Origin of the sequence: Devosia psychrophila (assembly GCF_000971275.1) — a bacterium.
In the GTDB taxonomy this organism is placed as follows: Bacteria; Pseudomonadota; Alphaproteobacteria; order Rhizobiales; family Devosiaceae; genus Devosia; species Devosia psychrophila.
The window spans coordinates 36550-53458 of record NZ_LAPV01000090.1 but is presented as its reverse complement, the minus strand read 5'-3'; the positions used below and the strand labels follow the sequence as shown (position 1 = coordinate 53458).

The 16909-nt window shown below is 62.3% G+C and carries 16 protein-coding genes; 10 read left to right on the top strand and 6 right to left on the bottom strand.

What is annotated here, in order from left to right; all coding sequences use genetic code 11:
• Both WH91_RS08305 and WH91_RS08300 read left to right on the top strand, forming a co-directional pair.
• Positions 1 to 624 (top strand): IS3 family transposase (locus tag WH91_RS08305; protein ID WP_046169026.1); only part of this gene is annotated, 624 nt, incomplete at its 5' end.
• Between the two features lie 77 nt (positions 625 to 701).
• Positions 702 to 968, top strand: coding sequence for a hypothetical protein (locus tag WH91_RS08300; protein WP_046170531.1), 267 nt, complete (start codon positions 702 to 704; stop codon positions 966 to 968).
• 9 nt (positions 969 to 977) lie between these two features.
• Here the strand turns inward: WH91_RS08300 and WH91_RS08295 are convergent, their stop codons facing one another.
• Positions 978 to 2525, bottom strand: a complete 1548-nt coding sequence (locus WH91_RS08295; protein ID WP_046170530.1) for an ABC transporter substrate-binding protein — start codon at positions 2523 to 2525, stop codon at positions 978 to 980.
• 193 nt (positions 2526 to 2718) lie between these two features.
• On the opposite strand from WH91_RS08295, the gene WH91_RS08290 reads away from it, so the two are divergent.
• Together WH91_RS08290 and WH91_RS08285 are read left to right on the top strand one after the other, a co-directional pair.
• Positions 2719 to 3117, top strand: coding sequence for a RidA family protein (locus WH91_RS08290; RefSeq protein WP_046170529.1), 399 nt, complete (start codon positions 2719 to 2721; stop codon positions 3115 to 3117).
• Complete coding sequence (locus tag WH91_RS08285; RefSeq protein ID WP_046170528.1) at positions 3117 to 4256, top strand: DegT/DnrJ/EryC1/StrS family aminotransferase; 1140 nt, start codon at positions 3117 to 3119, stop codon at positions 4254 to 4256. The genes WH91_RS08290 and WH91_RS08285 overlap by 1 nt, the downstream gene beginning before the upstream one ends.
• On the opposite strand, the gene WH91_RS08280 is transcribed toward WH91_RS08285, so the two are convergent.
• Together WH91_RS08280 and WH91_RS08275 are read right to left on the bottom strand one after the other, a co-directional pair.
• Entirely contained in the window at positions 4253 to 5011 is a 759-nt protein-coding gene (locus WH91_RS08280; protein WP_244542436.1) for an SDR family NAD(P)-dependent oxidoreductase, read from the bottom strand. The two genes, WH91_RS08285 and WH91_RS08280, sit on opposite strands and share 4 nt — an antisense overlap.
• Entirely contained in the window at positions 5008 to 5712 is a 705-nt protein-coding gene (locus tag WH91_RS08275) for a creatininase family protein (protein ID WP_046170527.1), read from the bottom strand. Before WH91_RS08275 ends, WH91_RS08280 begins: the two co-directional genes overlap by 4 nt.
• A gap of 146 nt (positions 5713 to 5858) precedes the next feature.
• Between WH91_RS08275 and WH91_RS08270 the strand changes: the two genes are divergently transcribed.
• The 6 genes from WH91_RS08270 (at position 5859) to WH91_RS08245 (ending at position 13067) form a co-directional block, all read left to right on the top strand.
• The gene (locus WH91_RS08270; protein ID WP_046170541.1) at positions 5859 to 6818 is read left to right on the top strand and encodes an isoaspartyl peptidase/L-asparaginase family protein; all 960 of its coding nucleotides are present in this window, start codon (positions 5859 to 5861) and stop codon (positions 6816 to 6818) included.
• Positions 6819 to 6984: 166 nt separating this feature from the next.
• Complete coding sequence (locus tag WH91_RS22565; protein WP_052952682.1) at positions 6985 to 7692, top strand: GntR family transcriptional regulator; 708 nt, start codon at positions 6985 to 6987, stop codon at positions 7690 to 7692.
• A 134-nt stretch (positions 7693 to 7826) separates the two neighbouring features.
• Positions 7827 to 9872: a hydantoinase/oxoprolinase family protein gene (locus WH91_RS08260; protein ID WP_046170526.1), complete on the top strand. Its 2046-nt coding sequence runs from the start codon at positions 7827 to 7829 to the stop codon at positions 9870 to 9872.
• Positions 9869 to 11593, top strand: a complete 1725-nt coding sequence (locus WH91_RS08255) for a hydantoinase B/oxoprolinase family protein (protein ID WP_046170525.1) — start codon at positions 9869 to 9871, stop codon at positions 11591 to 11593. Before WH91_RS08260 ends, WH91_RS08255 begins: the two co-directional genes overlap by 4 nt.
• Entirely contained in the window at positions 11590 to 12354 is a 765-nt protein-coding gene (locus tag WH91_RS08250) for an SDR family NAD(P)-dependent oxidoreductase (protein WP_046170524.1), read from the top strand. Before WH91_RS08255 ends, WH91_RS08250 begins: the two co-directional genes overlap by 4 nt.
• Complete coding sequence (locus WH91_RS08245; RefSeq protein WP_046170523.1) at positions 12351 to 13067, top strand: SDR family NAD(P)-dependent oxidoreductase; 717 nt, start codon at positions 12351 to 12353, stop codon at positions 13065 to 13067. Before WH91_RS08250 ends, WH91_RS08245 begins: the two co-directional genes overlap by 4 nt.
• A gap of 95 nt (positions 13068 to 13162) precedes the next feature.
• Here WH91_RS08245 and WH91_RS08240 read toward each other — a convergent pair whose 3' ends face one another.
• The 3 genes from WH91_RS08240 to WH91_RS08230 are packed head-to-tail and all read right to left on the bottom strand — an operon-like array spanning position 13163 to position 16882.
• Entirely contained in the window at positions 13163 to 14833 is a 1671-nt protein-coding gene (locus WH91_RS08240) for a M14 family metallopeptidase (RefSeq protein WP_046170522.1), read from the bottom strand.
• Between the two features lie 22 nt (positions 14834 to 14855).
• Positions 14856 to 15860, bottom strand: coding sequence for an ABC transporter ATP-binding protein (locus WH91_RS08235; protein WP_280140244.1), 1005 nt, complete (start codon positions 15858 to 15860; stop codon positions 14856 to 14858).
• The gene (locus WH91_RS08230) at positions 15857 to 16882 is read right to left on the bottom strand and encodes an ABC transporter ATP-binding protein (RefSeq protein ID WP_046170520.1); all 1026 of its coding nucleotides are present in this window, start codon (positions 16880 to 16882) and stop codon (positions 15857 to 15859) included. The genes WH91_RS08235 and WH91_RS08230 overlap by 4 nt, the downstream gene beginning before the upstream one ends.
• Positions 16883 to 16909: the final 27 nt, after the last annotated feature.

Genomic DNA, 16909 nt, shown 5'->3' with positions numbered 1-16909 from the left:
TTCCTGTATCTGCGTAACGTGCGGGGACATGTCTGGAACCACAAGCGCGTTTACCGCATCTACCGTGAGCTGGAGCTGAACCTCAGGATCAAGCCGCGCAGGCGGCTGAAGCGAGACAAACCGGATGTTTTGGCGGTGCCCGCTGCGCCAAACATGGTCTGGTCCATGGACTTTATGGCGGACCGTTTGGGAGACGGCCGACAGTTCCGGCTCCTCAATGTCATCGACGACTTCAACCGCGAGGGATTGGGCATCGAGGTGGATTTCTCGCTCCCCGCTGAACGGGTCATTCGTAGTCTGAACCAGATCATCGAATGGCGCGGCAAGCCATTGGCAATCAGGGTCGACAACGGCCCGGAATATGTCAGTGGCAAACTCATGGCGTGGGCGCAAAGCCAAGGCATTGCCTTGCGTCACATCCAGCCCGGCAAGCCCCAGCAGAACGCCTATGTGGAACGCTACAACCGCACGGTCAGGCACGAGTGGCTCGACCAATACATCATCGAAACCATCCAGCAGGCCCAGGAGTTCGCCACGCAATGGCTATGGACCTATAACAATGAGCGGCCCAATATGGGCATCGGCGGCATAACACCCGCCCAGAAATTGGCAATGGCTGCGTAAATTCTACCGAAGAGCCCCGTTAAAAACGGGGGGATTACCAGGTCACCATCACGCTCGATCTCGAAAACGCCAAGCTGGTGATCAATCCGAAAACGCAGGACCTGGGCAATCTGGCAGGGCGCAACGAGCGCAAGTTCGCTTTTTCCAACTGGGGTCCGCAATGGTCGCCGACCGCCAAGCCGGTGGAATGGCTGGTCAAGGCGACTGGGCCTGATGCCAGGGTCACGGCGATCGCGGTTTCCGAAAAGGGCGGCACGGTTCGGGTCAGCGAGGCGTTGGTTGATGCGCTGAAGGCGCAAATGAAAAAGGGTCGGTGCGAACCGGCCCTTTTGTTTGGGCTGTGACGGGTCGCGCTATTTCAGCGATGCGGTCCAGACTTCGATGGATTCATCGCGGCGCGGCGTCCAGTTGATGCGGTCGGAAACGCCGTAGAAATCGGGCTGGAAGTAGAGGAAAATCCATGGTGCGTCGTCGTGGAAAATCTTCAGCATTTCATCGACGATCTTACGTTCCTCGGCGGTGTCGCGCACGCCCGAAAGGCTGTCCCAGCGCGTCTGCCATTCTGCATTGTACCAGTTGCCGGTATTGACCGGCGCGTCGCGGCTGGGGAACAGCGACATGTCGTAGATGGCGCTCCAGGTGGCGCCGCCCTGGCCGATGAAGAACATCGGACCAGCGCGGTGTTCGCGCGCCATCGGCGAAAATACCGTCATGTCCATCAGGTCATTGGTGGTCTCGACGCCGACATCGCCCAAATATTGCGCGATAGCCTGCTGCACCTGGCCGTCCTGCAGGTAGCGGCCCTGGGGACCCTGCATCTGCATGCTGAAGCGGACGCCGTTTTCGCCGCGTGGGAAACCGGCGGCATCGAGCATGGCTTCGGTCTGCTCGGGATCATAGGGGTAGGGCGCAATGCTCGGATCGCCCAGGTTGGCCGGGCCATTGGCGCGCACGCAGTTGGTGCCGAGCAGCTGCTTGCAGATGGTGGGAACGTCGACCGCCATGTTAAGCGCGCGTCGGACCTCGACATTCTTGAGGGCATCGCCAGCCGGCGTGCCGTCAAAGGCGCCCGAGAAGTTGAAGCCGGCAAACATCCGGCGGGTGCCCGCCACGGGGATCACCTTGGCCTGGCCGGAGCTGTTGACAGCCTCCATCTGGTCGGGCGGAACGTTGACGGCGATGTCGACCTGGCCAGCGAGCAATTCTGCGGTGCGGGTGCTCGATTCCGGGATGACGCGGAAGATGACGTTTTCGAACGGCACTTCGGACATGGTCCACTTGTCATTGCGCTTCAGCACGACGCGATCGGCGCGGACCCATTCGACTAGCTTGTATGGTCCGGAGGCGACGGGGGCGATGGCAGCCTGTTCGACGGAGAGCTTTTCGTAGCTGTCCTTGCAGTGGATCAGGATCTTGGCGACCATGCCGGGGACAGTCGATGAATAGCCTTTGACCTTTATGACGGCAGTCGTCGGATCATCGGCGCGGGCGCCGACAAAGCCGATCGAGGAATAGACGAATCCTGGGGTGTGGCCGATGAAGGCATTGGCCGGGTCGGCGGCGCGGGTGAAGGAATAGGCAACGTCCTCGGCATCGAGCACTTCGCCGTCTTCGCATACCATCCCTTCGCGGATCTTGAAGCTGATCTCGGTGCCGGCCTCGTTCCACTCATAGCTTTCGGCAAAATTTGGCACGATCTCGCCGTCCGGGGTGACGCTGAGCAGCGTGCCCCATAGCGCATTGGCGATGTTGAGCGATGCGGACTGGTTGAGCATGTCCGGCTCGAGCGATTCCACATCCACCGACTGCGCCACGACTAGGGTATTGGCGTCGGTCTGGGCAAAAGCCGGCAGGCATGTGGCAGCCAGCGCCATTGCATAAAGGCAAGTTTTCTTCAGCATGCATCAGTCCTTTCAAAAGCGAGACAGGCGAGTAAAGCTGTAGCGTATATTGTAGGTTGTATTACAAACTAATTATTGTACACCTAGTCAAGGTGTTTTGCTGTGGCGGGATGCAATTCGTCACGATGCTCAAAATTACGGCATGTCGAGTCGATGCAAAGCGACGCATCCGGCTGCGAGGAAGGAATTTTGAATGAGTAGTCAAATCGTTTTGACAAGCCCGCCGGACGTTTTCCCGGCGGCCAATTACGAGCATGTCTCGATTGCCGGAGACTTCGCCTATGTCGCGGGGCAGGTGGCGCGCGACGAGGCCGGGCAGTGGGTGGGGATCGGCGATGCAGGCGCGCAGGCCGCACAGGTCTATCGCAATATCGGCCGCATCCTGGCCCATATCGGCGCTACGCCGCAGGACGTCGTCAAGATCATGGTATTCTTCACCGACCGGGCCGACTCTGCGGCGATCAGCGCCGAGCGCAAGAAATTCTTCGGCGACCATCGCCCGCCCCATAGCGGGATCATGATCGGCGGATTGGGCTCGCCCGAGGTCAAGGTAGAAGTCGAGGTCATCGTCTATCTGCCCAAGGGCAAGTGATGGCCATCAGCTTCTATAACCACCAGCGGCTGTATCAGCGCAACAAGCCCGAGATCGACGCAGCGATGGCGCGGGTCATCGCCAGCGGGCGCTTCGACTGGGGCGATGAAGTGCCGGCCTTCGAAACCGAGTTCGCCGCCTGGAACGGCGCCAGCCACGCTGTGGCGGTGGCCTCCGGAACGGCGGCGCTCAAGGTGGCACTGCTGGGGCTGGGCATCGGGCCGGGCGACGAGGTGATCACCGTCGCCAATACCGACATCGGCTCGTCATCCTCGATCCATCACTGCGGCGCCACGCCGGTCTGGGTCGATATCGACCCGCTGTCGCGCAACATGGATGTCGATGCGCTGGTGCGGGCGATTGGCCCCCGTACGCGGGCCATCCTGCCAGTCGATCTTTATGGTCACCCGGCCAATATGGTCGCCATCATGGCCATCGCGAGACAGCATGGCCTCAGGGTCGTCGAAGATGCCTGCCTCGCGCTGGGCGCTACGATCGAGGGCACAAAACTCGGCACACTGGCCGACGCGACCTGCTTCAGTTTCGCGCCCTCCAAGCACCTGGGCAGTTTCGGCAGCGGCGGCGCCGTGCTGACCGGGGATGCGGACCTAGCCGAGCGCATGCGCAAGATTTCGGCCTATGGGCAGGAGCGCAGCCGCCATTATGCCATGCATGGCAACGGCATGGGCGGGCTGCATCACGAGACCCACGGCCTCAACGAGCGGCTGGCCGAACTGCAAGCCGCAATCCTCCGCGCCAAGCTGCGCTATCTCGATGGCACCATCGCCGAGCGTCGGGAGCAGGCAGCACGCTATCAAGCCGGGCTGGCCGGTATCGGCGTCGACTTGCCTCAAACCCTGCCGGGTTACCAGCATTCCTGGCGCAACTACGTTATCGAAGTGGATGACCGCGCCGGCCTCGCGGATCGGCTGCGCGAGCGTGGTATCGCCACCAACCTGACCTACGCGCCGCCGCTGCATCTGCAGCCGGTGTTCGCCGATCGTCGCGTGGGCCGAGGCGCGCTAGCGATCACCGAACGCTTCTGCGACCGCCTGCTGGGCCTGCCGATCGGACCACAATTGCACCTCGATGAGATCGATCAGGTGATCGACGCCGTGCGCGCCTCCATGACCCGCTAGGCGCGCCCGCCATCGACGCTGAGAATCTGGCCGGTAATCCAGCCGGCGCGCTCCGACGCCAAAAACAGCACCGCATTGGCGATGTCGTCAGGCGTGCCCAGCCGCCGCATATGCGTGCCCTCGATCAGCCGCTTCTGGCCTGCCTCGCCATAGCTCTCCCACTGCCGCTGCGTCGCCGGATTGGACAGCACGAAGCCCGGCGCCACGCTGTTGACCGTGATGCCATGCGGCCCCAGCTCCAGCGCCAGCTGCTTGGTCAGTCCCACCAGCGCATGCTTGGCAGCACTATAGGCCTGGATGCCTGTCAGGCTCGGCCGCAGCCCGGCGCCCGATGAAATCGTCACGATCCGGCCGGCGCCCTGCGCCTTCATCTTCGGCGCCACGGCCTGCGCACAGAAAAACGCCGCATCGACATTGGCTTCGAACAACTGCCGCCACACCCGGTCGTCGACCTGTTCCAGCGGTTGCGCCACCTGTCCGCGCACCCCGCCGGCTGCCGTTACCAATATGTCCACGCCACCAAACTCGGCGCCGATCGCCCCAATGGTGTCCATCACCGCCTGCTGGTCGCTGAGATCGAGCGTATCGACCCGCGCCGCACCCGCCGCCCGCGCCGTTTCAAGCCCCGCGGCATCGAGATCGAGCGCCGCAACTTTGGCGCCGGACGCGGCCATCGCCGCCACGATGGCCCGTCCGATGCCCTGCGCCGCCCCGGTCACCACCACGCGCTTGCCGGAAAATTCCAACGCGCTCACTTCGCCCACCCGTCTTCGATCAGCCCGCGTGTCTCGGCAATCGCCATGTCCCAGATTGCCGCCATCTCATCGTCGGGCCGCTGGTAATAGCCGCCAAAATTGCCGTCGCCGAGCATCGCTTTGGCGCCTTCGGAGCCGACGGTCTTGAGCTTGTCGAGATCGGCCATCGGCTTTTGCTCGCTCGGCATGCCGATATTGGGCAGCCGGGTCCACGGGAAGTTTTCCATCCAAGAGGCATGCGACGCTACCGGGTCGATCGCCTGCACCTTGCCCATGGTCTGGGGCGCGCTCCACCAATTGTGCCAGCGGATACGGCAATCGGCATGTCCGTTGAGCCATTCCAGCGCCGCCGTCTGGCCCGGCGAATTGCCGCCATGGCCGTTGACGAACAGGATACGGCGGAAACCGGTCGTCGCCAGGCTATCCAGCACATCGGTGATAATGCGCGCATAAGTGTCCATGCGCAGCGAAATACTGCCCGGATAGTTGGCGAAATATGGGGTAATACCAAAGGCCAGTACCGGAAACACTGGCACGCCCAGCGGCTCCGCAGCCTCGACCGCGACCTTTTCGGCCAGGATGGAATCGACGCTGTTGCTCAGATAGGCATGCTGTTCCGTCGAGCCTAGCGGCACGATCGCGCGGTCGTCGGACGTGAGATAGCGCTCGACCTGAAACCAGTTCATTTCAGAAATTTTCAATTGGCGATCGTCCTGGATGAGCTGTGGCGCGCTTGACTGGCGCGGCCCAAGTTGGGATAATTGTATTACAAGGTCGGGCAGCTGCGTCGCCGACGCAAGTGGAAAATAGTGCCCGACTGGCCTTTTGCCCCGTGATCAGCAGCGAGATGACTTGCATGGCCTGCCTCGTAATTCATGGCGGCGCCGGGACCATCCCGCGCGCCAGCTTTACTCCAGCCAGCTACCAGCAAGCCCGCGACGGTTTACAAGAGGCACTGCGTGCCGGTTGGGCGGTATTGCGCGACGGTGGGCTAGCGCTCGATGCGGTCGAAGCGGCGGTCATAGCGTTGGAAAACCACCCGAGCTTCAATGCCGGCCATGGTGCCGTGCTCAACGCGGCCGGGGATCACGAACTCGATGCCGCCATCATGGACGGCCGCGATCGGCGCGCCGGAGCCATCGCCTCGGCAAGGGCAATCCGCAATCCGGTCATCGCCGCGCGACGCGTCATGGAGGACAGTGATTGCGTGCTGCTCTCGGCCTCCGGCGCCGATGCCTTTGCCCGCGAACAGGGTCTCGACATGGTCGCGCAATCCTATTTCACCACAGACTTGCGCCGCCGGCACTGGCTGCGCGCCCAAGAGGAAAAGGCCGGCCTGCTCATCCGCGCCCGTAGCGAAGCCGAAAAACACGGCACGGTTGGTGCCGTCGCTTTCGATGATGCCGGCAATCTTGCAGCCGCCACCTCAACCGGCGGCTATACCTACAAGCGCGCCGGCCGGGTCGGCGATGCGCCGGTGATCGGCGCGGGCACTTACGCCTGCAATGGCGTCGTCGCCGTCTCCTGCACCGGGCTCGGCGAATATTTCATCCGACGTGGCACCGCACACGACATTGCCGCCCGCATCCGCTATCGCGGCGACAATCTCGTAAGCGCCGCCGATGCCGCCATTGCCGAGCTCACCGAAGACGGCTGCGGCGCCGGCCTCATCGCGGTGGACGGCGCGGGCAATATTGCCATGCCGTACAATACCGAGGGCATGTATCGCGGATCGATTGCTGCGGATGGCACGCTGAGCATCGGCATCTACGCCGATGATTTCGCAATGCTCGAACTGATAAAGTGACCTGCCCAAGCAGTCTGAACCGCTTGTCCGCCGTGCAACTTGTGTGTTGTCGATACAATGTTGTAGGAGCCCGTCACCACTTGGTGGATGATGCCATAGTCGTTGGCGTTACAAATCAATCCACCAAGCAGAATTACAACGACAGCGTTGATCCTGGAGAATGAGTGTGAACGGCGAAACTGTTCGGTTCGAGTTGACGCAGCCCAAGCGCATTTCGCTCTCCGAAAGCGTCGCCGACACGATCGCCGAGGCCATCGCCACACGGATCATCTCGCCGGGCGAGCGGATCGTTGAAACCTCGCTGGTGGAAAAGCTCGGCGTCAGCCGGGTGCCGATCCGGGAGGCACTCAAGGTGCTGCATGCTCAGGGCATTATCAGCGGCGGCGGCCATCGTGGCTATCGCGTCGCGGCTTTCGGGGCCGATGTGACCCAGCAGATTATGGAGGTTCGGCTCAGCCTTGAATCCTTCATGCTGCGCGATGCCATCGAAAACTGGCGCCAGGGCAAGGGCAGTCCGGCCATTCTGTGGCAATCGATCGATGCGATGCGTTCTTCCGCCAAGGCTGGCAGCCTGCGCAATTCGCTGATCGCCGATCTCGAATTTCATCGCCATATCCGCCAGGCCGCTGACAATCCGATCGTCGGCACGCTGTGGGACACCATCGCGCGCCATGTGCTGATCGTGTTCAATTTCGAGCGCTTCCGCGACGAAGATCTGGAAGCCATACCCCGGCAGCACGAGCAATTTCTCGACTGGATCGAAAAGCAGGTCGCGCAACCCGAAACCGCGTTTACCGACATCCAGATCGAGCTCGAAAACCATATGCTACTGATCGCCCGTAAGAAAAAGGGCGCCGTCTCGATCTCGCGCTGATCGGTCCGGCCGATGCGGTCGCAAGACCCGCAAAATGATCTGCGGCACCTGTTGTCTCATTGTATATTGTATGACAAGGTTTGTCGTCGGCTCGGCGCCGGCGCTGTCTTTTCTCGCAATGGCGTGGGCTTTTTATGTACCGCATTGGTGTCGACGTCGGTGGCACGTTCACCGATTTCACTCTGCTCGATGAAACGAGCGGTGAAATCCACTTCTACAAAACCCCTTCGACACCGCATGACCCCTCCGAGGCGATCGAGAATGGCCTGCGCGGAATGCTCGATACGCTCGGATATGCGCCGGTCGATGTGAGCTACCTGGGTCACGGCACCACCGTCGCCACCAACATCGTCATCGAGCGGCGCGGCGCACGGACCGGTCTCGTCACCACCAGGGGCTTCCGCGACGTACTCGAACTGGGCCGTCAGGCGCGGCCATCGATCTATGACTATCGCGTCGAAAAACCACCCGTGCTGATCCCGCGCGATCGGCGTGTCGAGGTGATCGAGCGCGTTGGACCGGCGGGGGAAATCCTGACCGAACTGGACGAGGCATCGCTTGAAACAGCGGTGCGCAAGCTGGCTGACCTCGGCGTCGAAAGCGTCGCCATCTGCTTCCTGCACAGCTATCGCCGGCCTGAGCACGAGGCGCGCGCCCGCGCCGTGGTCGAGGCGATCCTGCCCGAAGCCTACATTACCCTGTCATCAGAAATTCTGCCGGAATTTCGCGAATTCGAGCGCATGTCGACCGTGGCGGTCAATGCGTTTGTCGGACCCAAGATGGGCGCCTATCTCGAGAAATTCCGCAACCGCGTGCGCAACGTCGGCATTCCGGTCGAGCCCTATACCATCCATTCCAACGGCGGGCTGATGTCGGCCGATACGGTCTATGCCAATCCGGTGCGCACCTGCGTTTCGGGACCGGCAGCAGGAGTCGTCGGCGCGACGGAAATCGGGCGCACCGCCGGCCTGCTCAACCTCATCACCTTCGACGTCGGCGGCACTTCGACTGACGTGTCGTTGATCGCCGATGCCACGCCTTTGTTCACCAGCGCGCGACTGGTCGCCGGTTATCCGGTCAAGACGCCCATGCTCGATATCCATGTTATCGGCGCCGGCGGTGGCTCGATCGCTGCGATCGACGATGCCGGCTCGATGAAGGTCGGGCCGCGCTCGGCCGGCGCCGCGCCAGGGCCCGTGGCCTACGGCCGTGGCGGCACCGAGCCGACCATTACCGACGCCAACCTGTGCCTCGGGCGGCTCGATGCCGGCACACTGCTCGGCGGTCGCATGCAGATCGATCTCGAGGCGGCCCGCACCGTCATCCGCGATGCCATCGCCACCCCGCTCGGCCTGACGCTCGAACAGGCCGCGCACGGCATCATCCAGATCGCCAACGCCAACATGAGCCGGGCGATCCGTTCCGTGTCGGTCGAAAAAGGCTATGACATGGGCGAGTTTGCGCTCTGTGCCTTTGGCGGCGCCGGCCCGCTGCACGCTGCCGAAGTCGCTGTCGAATGCGGCTTGCCACGCATTCTCATCCCCCGCGAACCGGGTACGCTCTGCGCTCGCGGCATGCTGCTGACCGATCTGAGTTCGGACTATGTGCGCAGCTATTTTGCCGATTCCACCGCCGGCAACTGGAAGCACGTGCTGACGCTGTTCGAGACGATGGCTCAGGATGGCCAAGCCTGGCTCGACAAGGAAGACGTGCCACCCGAAAACCGCCGCTTCAAGCGCGTGCTCGACGCCCGCTATCGTGGGCAGAATTTCGAAGTCAAGGTCGATTGCGATGGTATCGGGCCGGACGGTCTGGCCGAGCTCGAAGAGCGCTTCCATGCGGCCCATACCAAGGAGTATGGCTACGACATCCGTCACCGCGCCATCCAGTTCGTCTCGGCCCGTCTGCAGGCCATCGGCGACGTGCCCAAGGCACCACAGGCGCAAGTCGCGGGCGGCACCAGTCTCGAAGGCGCCAGGGCCGGGTCACGCCCGGTGTATTTCGACGCCACCCATGGCTGGCTCGATACGCCGATCTATCGTCGCGGCGAGCTGCCGGCCGAGACCAAATTTTCCGGTCCCGCCATCATCAATGAAATGAGCGCCACCTCGCTGATCCTGCCGGGCCAGACCGTGCGCGCCGATGGCTGGGGCAATCTGATCGTGAGCACCAACCAATGACCACAGACACCATCGCCGATGCCATCCAGATGGAGGTGTTCTCAAACCGCCTCTTGGCCATTGCCGAGGACATGGGCTCGATCCTGATCCGCTCATCCTTCTCGTCCAACATCAAGGAGCGCCGCGACTGTTCGACGGCCCTTTTCGATGCCAACGGACGCCTGATCACCCAGGCCGATCACATCCCGATCCATCTCGGCGCCATGATCGGCGCCGTCGAGGCCATGCTCAAGCGCTATCCGCTGGCTGCGATGCAGTCGGGCGACGCCTATATCGCCAACGATCCCTATCTCGCAGGCGGCAGCCACCTGCCCGATATTTCGATCATCACGCCAGTGCATCAGGACGGCGAGGTTCGTTTTTTTTGCGGCAACATCGCCCACCATGCCGACGTCGGCGGCAAGACGCCGGGCTCGACTTCGGGCACCTCGCGCTCGATTTTTGAAGAAGGTATTCGCCTGCCGATCATCCGCATCGCGCGCGCCGGGGAGATCGACGAGGACCTGCTTGAACTGATCGCCCACAACACCCGCGATCCGGAAGAGCGGCTGCTCGACCTGCGTACCCAGATCGGCACCAATGTGCGCGGCGGCACCATGCTGGTGAAACTCATCGAGCGGATGGGGTGGCCCGCGGTGGAGCAGGCAGTCGAGGACATCCTGACCTATACCCGCCGCCGTCTGCGCAACCGCGTCGCGGCACTGCCGGACGGGGTGTATCGTTTCGAGCGCTCGATGGACGATGACGGCTTTCCAGGGGAGCCGGTCCCGATCGTCTGCACCGCGACCATTGCCGGCGATACGCTGTCGTTCGACTTCGAAGGCTCCGGCCCGCAGGCGCGTGGTGCGATCAACCTGCCCGACAGCGCGCTCAAGGCGTCGATCTACTATTGCGTCAAGGCTGTGCTCGATCCCGGCCTGATGCCCAACCAGGGTATCATCGACCCCATCGTCATCAACGCGCCTGCCGGCACCATCGTCAACCCTAACGCACCGGCTGCCGTGGCCGGACGCGCCGTCACCTCCAACCGCCTTTGCGGCGCGGTGTTCGGGGCGCTTTACCAGGCTATGCCGGCCGAGCGGGTGATGGCTTCGTGCAACGACTCTACCTCGGCGGTTTCCGTCTCGGGCTGGCATTCGGGCCGCAACGCTACATACGTCTATCCCGAGAGCATGGGAGGCGGCGCCGGAGCCTTCTCGGATCGTGATGGCATGGATGCAATCCACGTCCACACCGTCAACTCGACCAATCTGCCGGCCGAGGCGCTGGAGCTGGAATATCCGCTGCTGCTCGAGGAATACTGCCTTGTGCCAGATAGCGGCGGGGCGGGACGGCATCGCGGCGGCATGGGCATGGCGCGCCAGATCCGCGTTCGTGACGACAACACCACCTTCTCGGCGCGCTCCGACGCCCACATCATCCCGGCGCCCGGAGTGCAGGGTGGCAAATCGTCCAATGTCACCCGCATCCTGCGCAATCCCGGCACAGACGGCGAGGAGGCTTTGCACTCCAAAGCCTCCGGTCTGACCTTGATGGCCGGCGAAATCATCCGCGTCGAGACCCTCGGCGGTGGCGGCTTCGGCGACCCTGCCGAACGCTCGCTCGATGCCCTGGCCCAGGACCTGCGCCAGGAAAAAGTTACCCGCCCCGCTGCGGAACGCGACTATGGTGTTGCCCGCGTGGCTGCAGCTCTCGATCGTCCCGAAGGAGCCCAGCCATGAGAATGCAAGACATGGTCGCTGTTGTCACCGGCGGAGCCGGTGGCATGGGTCGCGCCACTGCATTGCTGTTCGCCCGCGAGGGCGCTTCGGTGGTCGTCGGCGACGTCGACGCCCAGGGTGGCGCCTCGCTTATCGCGGAAGCCGCTCAAAGTGGTCTCAACGTTAGCTTCCTGCTAACCGATGTGTCACGCGAAGCCGATGTTGCTAACCTGATCGCCAAGGCGGAAACCGACCACGGCAGGCTCGACACGATCTTCAACAACGCCGGCATCGAACAGCCGGTAACCGCGTCGGACGCCATCAGCGAACAGCTGTTCGAGCGCGTCATCGACATCAATCTCAAGGGCACCTTCTTCGGCTGCAAGCACGCACTGCCGGCCCTGTTGCGCAACGGCGGCGGCACCATTGTCAACAATTCATCGGTTAGCGCCTTTGCAAATGTCGGCGGCAACCTGAGCTATGCCGCGTCCAAGGGCGCCATCATGAGCATGACCCGCGTTATCGCCATCGAATATGCGGCCCGCAACATTCGCTGCAATGCAATTAACCCCGGCGTCATCGACACCGGTATGAACCAGCGCAACATGCAGCTTGCCGAAGACCCTGCTGCGCTTGAACAAAAATGGCGCTCGATCACCCCGCTCGGCCGCATGGGCACTGGCGACGAGATCGGCGAGGCGGTGCTTTTCCTCGCTACCAAACAGTCTTCCTTCGTCACCGGCATTGGTCTCGTCATCGACGGCGGCAGGATCGCGACATGAAGCTCCAGGGCAAGATTGCCGTCGTCACCGGCGCCGCGCGCGGGCTGGGCCGGGCCGTGGCGCGGCTCTACGCGCAGGAGGGCGCGGTGGTTTATGCGCTGGACATGCTGGGCGCTGAAGTCGCGACGCTGGCAGATGAACCCGGCGATATCCGCCCGCGCCAGATGGACCTTGCCGACGCCGATGACGTGGCGAAAATCTTCGCCGCCATCGAGGCGGAAGCCGGGCGGACCGACGTGCTGGTCAACAATGCTGGCATCATATTTTTCAATCCCGTGGAACAGGTTAGCGTCGCCGAGTGGGACCGGCTGCTGGCCGTCAACCTGCGCGGACCGTTCCTCTGCGTCCGGGCTGTCGCACCCGGTATGAAGCAGCGCCGGTCGGGTGCTATCATCAATGTTTCCAGCAATGCCGGTGTGGTTGGCGGCCTCGATGAATCGACCTATTGCGCCTCCAAGTTCGGGCTTGAAGGTCTGTCGCGATCGCTGTCGCAGGAATTCACGCCATTTAACGTATCGGTTAATACCATCACGCCCGGACATCCGATGCATACGGCGATGAGCGAGGTCACCTACAGCGAGGAGACCCGCAAGATCTGGAAGGATCCGATGGAGCTGGCGCCGGCCTTTGTTCACTTGGCGCTGCAGGACGCATCAGGGATCAACGACCAACGTATTAAGGCCTGGGACCTGGTGCAGCAACTGGCAGCATAGCCCTGACAAAAAGAGCTCCGAACCTTGCGATCCGGAGCTAAGTTGGGACAGGAATGCGGATTTGGAAACGGCAGTCCCTGGCCTGCCGTCATGCTTTAGATCGCCTTGGTCACCCGATGCGTGCCGCCCTTTTCAGAGTGGCTGGTAACGGTAATGCTGCTGCCTGCGGGGGCGCGGACCAGCCATTCAACCGGACGGCTGTTGGCACTCCATTGCTGGCCCCACGGCGACCATGGATAGAGGCGCTCGTTGCGACCGGCGAGGTTGCCGAGTTCGGTTTTCTCCGGGTTCATCACCAGCTCTCCCCCCTCGACCGCAATGCTGACCTCGACGGGTTTGGCGACCTTGTTGGCGATGGCGACGTCCGACAGGTTTGACGGCAGATAGCCGTGGTTGGAGATGACTGCCCGGACCTTGTAGAGGTCGGTGTCGACGCTGGTCATGCTGACTTCATCGACCTTGATCTGCGGCGCTGCTGCGGCGTGGCGCAGGTTGAACAGCACGTTCTGGCGGACCATGTCTTCGAGCAGCTCGCCCGGCGGATTGCGGTAGCTCCAGATGTTGACCATGCCGCCGATCTCTATCGGGCCAAGCTGCGGGTGGTCGAACTCCTTCCAGTCGCGCCAGCCTTTTTCAGCCATGTTGGCCTTGACGTAGTCATAGACCTTTTGCTGCACCTCTTCGTTGCGCGGATAGAGGTTGTAATAGCCCTCCTTGGGCACGCCGGCCGTGCGTTCCAGGTCCCAGAGCTCGGTGCCGAAGGAGATGATGCCCATCTCCTCATAGGTCCAGTCCATCAGTCCGCCGCGGCGCACCACTGACTTGTCAGGAGTAAATTCCTCGTAGATCGACACCGTAGGATAGCCGGTCAGTTCGGTGCCGACCTTGCCGATTTCCTTGTAGAGATTGATGTCGCGGGCGCTCATCGCCGTATCCGGCTTGGTCATGGAGGGGCGCAGGATGATGCCCCCATGGGTGTGATAGGCGCACATGCCGCAAATATTGGAATGGTCGAGAATGAACTTCGCCATGCCGAAGGCTTCCGGCTCGGACAGCGGGTGGATGCCGCCGCCGTATTCCTGGGGCGACCAGTGGGTGGGGAAGTTGCGGTTCATATTGCCGTCGAATGGCTTCTCGACCGGCACGTTGGTGCCGTCGAAGTTGCGCACCGAACCCTCGGGATACATGCGGTAATACTGCCCGCCTTCCTCGCCCGGCTTGCGCTGCACCATGATGTCGGAATTGCTGGCGCTCTTCTTCCACTCGCCCTTGCTGTCGGGTACGCGCATCCACACGATGAAGCCGTCGCCGTCGATATCCTCGGGGATCAGGCCTTCCAGCCGATCCGCGCCGGGCATGAAACGGCCGTTGCCGCACCAGTTATAGTAGGGCGGCACCAGCGACAGCTCGGCCCCATCCGGGTTGATGCGCGGCAGGATGTAGAACACCTGGGTGTTGAGCAGGCGGGTAGCCTCTTCGTCGGTGCCATACTTGGTCAGCAGGTGCCAAACTGCATAGAGCGCCGCTGCCGAAGTTGCGTGTTCTTCGGCGTGGATCTGGCCATCGATGTAATAGCCGGGCTTTTCAGCGGCCGGCCCAGTCTTGGGATTGGTGATCTCGATCATCCAGACGTCGCGACCCTGGAAGCTCTTAGCCAGCGAAGTCATCGTTGCAAGCTCGGGATAGGCGGTGACCAGTGCGCGCAGCCGCTCGGTCATTTCGTCATAAGTGTAGTAGCGGTCAAATTTGACGTCGAGTTTGGTCATCGGAAATTCCTGATCGGCGATATTAGGGAGCGGTGCGAATGCAGGCGCTGAACTGGCCCGGCGAGACTTCCTTGAGCTCGGGGACGATTTGAGCGCAGTCGGGAATGGCTATCGGGCAACGCGTGCGGAAGACGCAGCCGGAAGGCGGGTTGATCGGGCTCGGAATGTCGCCGGTGAGGATGACGCGATCCCGCTTGGCATGGATATCCGGGCTCGGCACCGCCGACAGCAGCGCCTTGGTGTAGGGATGATTGGGAGCCCGATAGAGCGTGCGCGTCGGCGCGATCTCCATGATTCGGCCCAAGTACATCACGACCACCCGGTCCGAGATATGCTCGACCACAGCTAGATCGTGGGCGATGAACAGCATCGTCAGGTTGAACTTGGACTTGAGATCGTCGAGCAGATTGACGACCTGCGCCTGGATCGAAACGTCGAGCGCCGACACTGGCTCGTCGGCGACGATGAACTCGGGCTCGACCGCCAGGGCGCGGGCAATGCCGATGCGCTGGCGCTGGCCGCCTGAGAATTCATGCGGGAAACGATCGAGATAGTCCCCGCTGAGGCCAACCTGTTCGAGCAATGCCACGATGCGATCGTCGCGGTCAGCGGCCGTGCCGATATTGTGCACCGCCAGGGCGTGACCCAGCATGGTGCGGATTTTTTCGCGCGGATTTAGGCTCGCATAGGGGTCCTGGAAAACAATCTGCATCCGCTTGCGGTAGCGGCGCATCACAGGCTTGGCCAGTTTCCCGATATCGGTGCCGTCGAAGTCGATCGTGCCGGACGTTGGCTCTTCAAGCCGCAGAATGGTCCGGCCGACGGTCGTCTTGCCGGAGCCAGATTCACCGACGAGACCAACGACTTCACCCCGTAAGACGTTAAAGCTGACGCCGTTGACGGCTTTCACATTGTTGACGACGCGGTTGAGTACGCCGCCGCGAATTGGGAAGTATTTTTTGAGGTTGCTGACTTGCAGCAGCACGTCGCGCCGCTTGTGCTGCGCATTTTTGTGATCCATGCTCATGCCGAAGCCTTTGTCTTGAGTTCCAGTTCGCGCCACCGGATGCAGCGCACGCTGCGGCCGCTTTCAAGCTCTTCAAGCGGCGGCTCTGCCACTGCGCAACGGTCTTCGGCGAAGGCGCAACGGGTGCGGAAACGGCAACCGCCCGGTAGCTTGGTCAGCAGCGGCACATAGCCGGGGATGGTCTGCAGGCGCAGCTTTTTCTCGGATTCGCCCATGCGCGGAATCGACTGCATCAGGCCCGACGTGTAGGGCATCAGAGGCCGGGTGAAGATCTCTTCGACCGTGCCGGTTTCGACCACCTGGCCGGCATACATCACCACCACCCTATCGGCCATTTCCGCCACGACGCCGAGATCGTGGGTGATGAAGACGATGGCCATGCCCATCTTCTTTTGCAGGTTGCGCATCAGGTCGAGAATCTGCGCCTGGATCGTCACGTCGAGCGCGGTGGTCGGCTCGTCGGCAATCAGCACGCTCGGCTCGCAGGCCAGCGCCATGGCGATCATGGCGCGCTGGCGCATGCCGCCACTCATCTGGTGCGGATATTGATCTGCCCGCTTGACTGGTTCAGGAATGCCGACCAGTTCGAGCATCTCAATGGCCCGCTGGTGCGCCGCTTTTTTCTTGAGCTTGTCGTGCTGCATCACCACTTCGGCGATCTGGGTGCCGATCGTGTGCACTGGATTAAGGCTGGTCATCGGCTCCTGGAAGATCATGCCGATGTCATTGCCCCGAATGGCGCGCATTTCGCGGTCCGACAGCGTCACCAGATCCTTGCCGCGCAGCCGGATCGTGCCGCGTGAAATGCGGCCGATGTTCTTGGGCAGCAGGCGCATGATCGAGAGGCTGGTCACCGATTTGCCTGACCCGGATTCTCCCACGATGGCAAGGGTTTCACCCGCCCGAACCACGAAATTGACGCCATCGACGGCGCGTACATCCTGGCCTTCGCCCACGATAAACGATGTCTGCAGGTCATCCACCTCAAGCAGGGGTGGCTCGCTGGCAAGCGTCTGGGTCATTGGTAGGCCTCCGACGGCAGTGGACAT